Source organism: Cryobacterium zongtaii (genome assembly GCF_002909375.1).
Lineage (GTDB): Bacteria > Actinomycetota > Actinomycetes > Actinomycetales > Microbacteriaceae > Cryobacterium > Cryobacterium zongtaii.
Genome location: NZ_PPXD01000025.1, coordinates 1 through 5,498, shown reverse-complemented (window position 1 = coordinate 5,498; position 5,498 = coordinate 1). Strand labels below are relative to the sequence as shown.

Annotated in this window: 3 rRNA genes; all 3 read left to right on the top strand. The window is 53.3% G+C overall.

The window, feature by feature from the left end:
• The first annotated feature begins 147 nt into the window (after positions 1–147).
• Positions 148–1,668, top strand: a 16S ribosomal RNA gene (locus C3B61_RS15340).
• Positions 1,669–2,137: 469 nt separating this feature from the next.
• Positions 2,138–5,265 (top strand): 23S ribosomal RNA (locus C3B61_RS15335).
• Between the two features lie 124 nt (positions 5,266–5,389).
• A 5S ribosomal RNA gene (gene rrf, locus C3B61_RS15330) occupies positions 5,390–5,498 on the top strand; the annotation flags it as partial.

The following is a 5,498-nucleotide window of genomic DNA, read 5'->3' as shown; positions in this document are numbered from 1 at the left end:
AGAGATTCCTTTGGAAAACATTTAAACAACAAAGCAAGTCAGTAATGATTTGTTCTGTCAGTTTCAAACTTGCTGATTGTTCGCCTATTCCGGTGGCTTTCGGCACTAGATGTGCCCGCCGGGCTTGCTCGGTGAGGCTATTAAACATTTACGGAGAGTTTGATCCTGGCTCAGGACGAACGCTGGCGGCGTGCTTAACACATGCAAGTCGAACGGTGAAGAGGAGCTTGCTCCTTGGATCAGTGGCGAACGGGTGAGTAACACGTGAGTAACCTGCCCTTGACTCTGGGATAAGCACTGGAAACGGTGTCTAATACCGGATACGAACTTCAGCCGCATGGCTAGGAGTTGGAAAGAATTTCGGTCAAGGATGGACTCGCGGCCTATCAGCTAGTTGGTGAGGTAATGGCTCACCAAGGCGACGACGGGTAGCCGGCCTGAGAGGGTGACCGGCCACACTGGGACTGAGACACGGCCCAGACTCCTACGGGAGGCAGCAGTGGGGAATATTGCACAATGGGCGCAAGCCTGATGCAGCAACGCCGCGTGAGGGACGACGGCCTTCGGGTTGTAAACCTCTTTTAGTAGGGAAGAAGCGAAAGTGACGGTACCTGCAGAAAAAGCACCGGCTAACTACGTGCCAGCAGCCGCGGTAATACGTAGGGTGCAAGCGTTGTCCGGAATTATTGGGCGTAAAGAGCTCGTAGGCGGTTTGTCGCGTCTGCTGTGAAAACCCGAGGCTCAACCTCGGGCCTGCAGTGGGTACGGGCAGACTAGAGTGCGGTAGGGGAGATTGGAATTCCTGGTGTAGCGGTGGAATGCGCAGATATCAGGAGGAACACCAATGGCGAAGGCAGATCTCTGGGCCGTAACTGACGCTGAGGAGCGAAAGCATGGGGAGCGAACAGGATTAGATACCCTGGTAGTCCATGCCGTAAACGTTGGGAACTAGATGTGGGGACCATTCCACGGTCTCCGTGTCGCAGCTAACGCATTAAGTTCCCCGCCTGGGGAGTACGGCCGCAAGGCTAAAACTCAAAGGAATTGACGGGGGCCCGCACAAGCGGCGGAGCATGCGGATTAATTCGATGCAACGCGAAGAACCTTACCAAGGCTTGACATATAGAGGAAACGGCTGGAAACAGTCGCCCCGCAAGGTCTCTATACAGGTGGTGCATGGTTGTCGTCAGCTCGTGTCGTGAGATGTTGGGTTAAGTCCCGCAACGAGCGCAACCCTCGTCCTATGTTGCCAGCACGTAATGGTGGGAACTCATGGGATACTGCCGGGGTCAACTCGGAGGAAGGTGGGGATGACGTCAAATCATCATGCCCCTTATGTCTTGGGCTTCACGCATGCTACAATGGCCGGTACAAAGGGCTGCAATACCGCAAGGTGGAGCGAATCCCAAAAAGCCGGTCTCAGTTCGGATTGAGGTCTGCAACTCGACCTCATGAAGTCGGAGTCGCTAGTAATCGCAGATCAGCAACGCTGCGGTGAATACGTTCCCGGGCCTTGTACACACCGCCCGTCAAGTCATGAAAGTCGGTAACACCCGAAGCCAGTGGCCAAACCCGCAAGGGATGGAGCTGTCGAAGGTGGGATCGGTGATTAGGACTAAGTCGTAACAAGGTAGCCGTACCGGAAGGTGCGGCTGGATCACCTCCTTTCTAAGGAGCACAGCACCTCTCCTCTGTATACAGGGAGATTCAAGGTGCCAAGTCATACGAAGACGAATGTTCTTCGATGGCGCTCATGGGTGGAACATTGACATTGATGCAGAGCCAATCGGTTCGATCTCAGTACTTCACTTTTAGTGAATGGAAAGGGTTGGGTCAGGCGGGTTTGCATATGCACGCTGTTGGGTCCTGAGGGACCGGAACACGAATCACTTTCGAGTGGTGAGTGGACTTTTCCTCTGGACCTTTTTCGGTCAGCAGTCGAGCTTCAGTGATGGAGCCGCTGGTCGTAAGGGGTACCGCCCGTACTTTGAGAACTACACAGTGGACGCGAGCATCTTAAATTTGAACCCTTCGGGGTCAAATTACAAAGATCAACACACTTTTCGAAGTGTGTGATCATTGGTCAATTTCGGTCGCGAGTTTATTCGCGGCACTTAATCGATTCAAACTCATGTGATTTCAAATTTTCAAGAGCAAACGGTGAATGCCTTGGCATGTAGAGCCGAAGAAGGACGTAGTAATCTGCGATAAGCCTCGGGGAGTTGATAAACGAACTGTGATCCGAGGATGTCCGAATGGGGAAACCCCGCCAGGCCCGCAAGGTGACCTGGTGACTCCCGCCTGAATATATAGGGCGGGTAGAGGGAACGTGGGGAAGTGAAACATCTCAGTACCCACAGGAAGAGAAAACAATAGTGATTCCGTTAGTAGTGGCGAGCGAACCCGGAAGAGGCTAAACCGATCATGTGTGATAGCCGGCAGGCGTTGCATGGTCGGGGTTGCGGGACTTTTCTGCTGATTCTGCCGAACAGTGAGCGTTACAAAGGAATATAGACGAACAGGATTGAAAGCCTGGTCATAGAGGGTGCGAACCCCGTAGTCGAAATGTTCCAATGGCGCGAAGAGTATCCCAAGTAGCACGGGGCCCGAGAAATCCCGTGTGAATCTGTCAGGACCACCTGATAAGCCTAAATACTCCTACATGACCGATAGTGAACAAGTACCGTGAGGGAAAGGTGAAAAGTACCCCGGGAGGGGAGTGAAATAGTACCTGAAACCGTTTGCTTACAAACCGTTGGAGCACCCTTTGTTGGTGTGACAGCGTGCCTTTTGAAGAATGAGCCTGCGAGTTAGTGATATGTGGCGAGCTTAACCCGAGAGGGGAATGCGTAGCGAAAGCGAGTCTGAATAGGGCGATTCAGTCGCATGTCCTAGACCCGAAGCGAAGTGATCTATCCATGGCCAGGTTGAAGCGACGGTAAGACGTCGTGGAGGACCGAACCCACTTCAGTTGAAAATGGAGGGGATGAGCTGTGGATAGGGGTGAAAGGCCAATCAAACTTCGTGATAGCTGGTTCTCTCCGAAATGCATTTAGGTGCAGCGTTGCGTGTTTCTTGCCGGAGGTAGAGCTACTGGATAGCCGATGGGCCCTAAAAGGTTACTGACGTTAGCCAAACTCCGAATGCCGGTAAGTGAGAGCGCAGCAGTGAGACGGTGGGGGATAAGCTTCATCGTCGAGAGGGAAACAACCCAGACCACCATCTAAGGTCCCAAAGCGCGTGCTAAGTGGGAAAGGATGTGGAGTTGCATAGACAACCAGGAGGTTGGCTTAGAAGCAGCCACCCTTGAAAGAGTGCGTAATAGCTCACTGGTCAAGTGATTCCGCGCCGACAATGTAACGGGGCTCAAGCACGCCACCGAAGTTGTGGCATTGATATTTTTGGTAAGCCGCACCCTTGTGGTGTTGGTTCAGCCGTGTTGATGGGTAGGAGAGCGTCGTGTGGCCAGCGAAGCGGCGGTGTAAACCAGCCGTGGAGGCTACACGAGTGAGAATGCAGGCATGAGTAGCGAAAGACGGGTGAGAAACCCGTCCTCCGAAAGATCAAGGTTTCCAGGGCCAGGCTAATCCGCCCTGGGTAAGTCGGGACCTAAGGCGAGGCCGACAGGCGTAGTCGATGGACAACGGGTTTATATTCCCGTACTGATGAAAAACCGTCCAAGCTAATCCAGTAATGCTAAGCATCTGAATCCTCTAGATGGATCCCTTCGGGGTGAAGCGTGAGGCCTAGCGTGCGACCCTATGCTGGTGCGGTTAGCGTATTAACAGGTGTGACGCAGGAAGGTAGCTGAGCCGGGCGATGGTTGTCCCGGTCTAAGGATGTAGGGCGAACGATAGGCAAATCCGTCGTTCATTAAGCCTGAGACCCGATGGGTAGCCCGTAAGGGCGAAATCAGTGATCCTATGCTGCCAAGAAAAGCATCGACGCGAGGTTTTAGTCACCCGTACCCCAAACCGACTCAGGTGATCAGGTAGAGAATACTAAGGAGATCGAGAGAATCGTGGTTAAGGAACTCGGCAAAATGCCCCCGTAACTTCGGGAGAAGGGGGGCCTGAGGCGTGAAGGGATTTACTCCTGGAGCGTTCGAAGGCCGCAGAGACCAGTGGGAAGCGACTGTTTACTAAAAACACAGGTCCGTGCCAAGTCGCAAGACGATGTATACGGACTGACGCCTGCCCGGTGCTGGAAGGTTAAGAGGAACGGTTAGCCGCAAGGCGAAGCTGAGAATTTAAGCCCCAGTAAACGGCGGTGGTAACTATAACCATCCTAAGGTAGCGAAATTCCTTGTCGGGTAAGTTCCGACCTGCACGAATGGCGTAACGACTTCCCAGCTGTCTCAACCGCGAACTCGGCGAAATTGCATTACGAGTAAAGATGCTCGTTACGCGCAGCAGGACGGAAAGACCCCGTGACCTTTACTACAGCTTGGTATTGGTGTTCGGTGTGGCTTGTGTAGGATAGGTGGGAGACTTTGAAGCTTGGACGCTAGTTCAGGTGGAGTCATCGTTGAAATACCACTCTGGTCATATTGGATACCTAACTTCGAACCGTGATCCGGTTCAGGGACAGTGCCTGGTGGGTAGTTTAACTGGGGCGGTTGCCTCCTAAAAAGTAACGGAGGCGCCCAAAGGTTCCCTCAACCTGGTTGGCAATCAGGTGTCGAGTGTAAGTGCACAAGGGAGCTTGACTGTAAGACTGACAAGTCGAGCAGGGACGAAAGTCGGGACTAGTGATCCGGCAGTGGCTTGTGGAAGCGCTGTCGCTCAACGGATAAAAGGTACCTCGGGGATAACAGGCTGATCTTGCCCAAGAGTCCATATCGACGGCATGGTTTGGCACCTCGATGTCGGCTCGTCGCATCCTGGGGCTGGAGTAGGTCCCAAGGGTTGGGCTGTTCGCCCATTAAAGCGGTACGCGAGCTGGGTTTAGAACGTCGTGAGACAGTTCGGTCCCTATCCGCTGCGCGCGCAGGAAATTTGAGAAGATCTATCCCTAGTACGAGAGGACCGGGATGGACGAACCTCTGGTGTGTCAGTTGTTCCGCCAGGAGCACCGCTGATTAGCTACGTTCGGAACGGATAACCGCTGAAAGCATCTAAGCGGGAAGCCGGCTTCGAGATGAGATTTCCATCCCTTAGGGGGAGAGGCTCGCAGCTAGACTACTGCGTTGATAGGCCGGATGTGGAAGAGAGGACTAAAGACTCTTGGAGCTGACCGGTACTAATAAGCCGATAATTTGATAACACTCAGTTTGAATAAGCTGCTATGCGTCCACTATGTGGTTCTCGATGTACGGTCGAGAACAAACGCCCTCCACGGAGGGCTCTATAACTAAAAAATATAGATTCGATTCACCATCACCAGGTGTTTCGGCGGCTATAGCAAGAGGGAAACGCCCGGTCACATTCCGAACCCGGAAGCTAAGACTCTTTGCGCCGATGGTACTGCAGGGGGGACCCTGTGGGAGAGTAGGACAC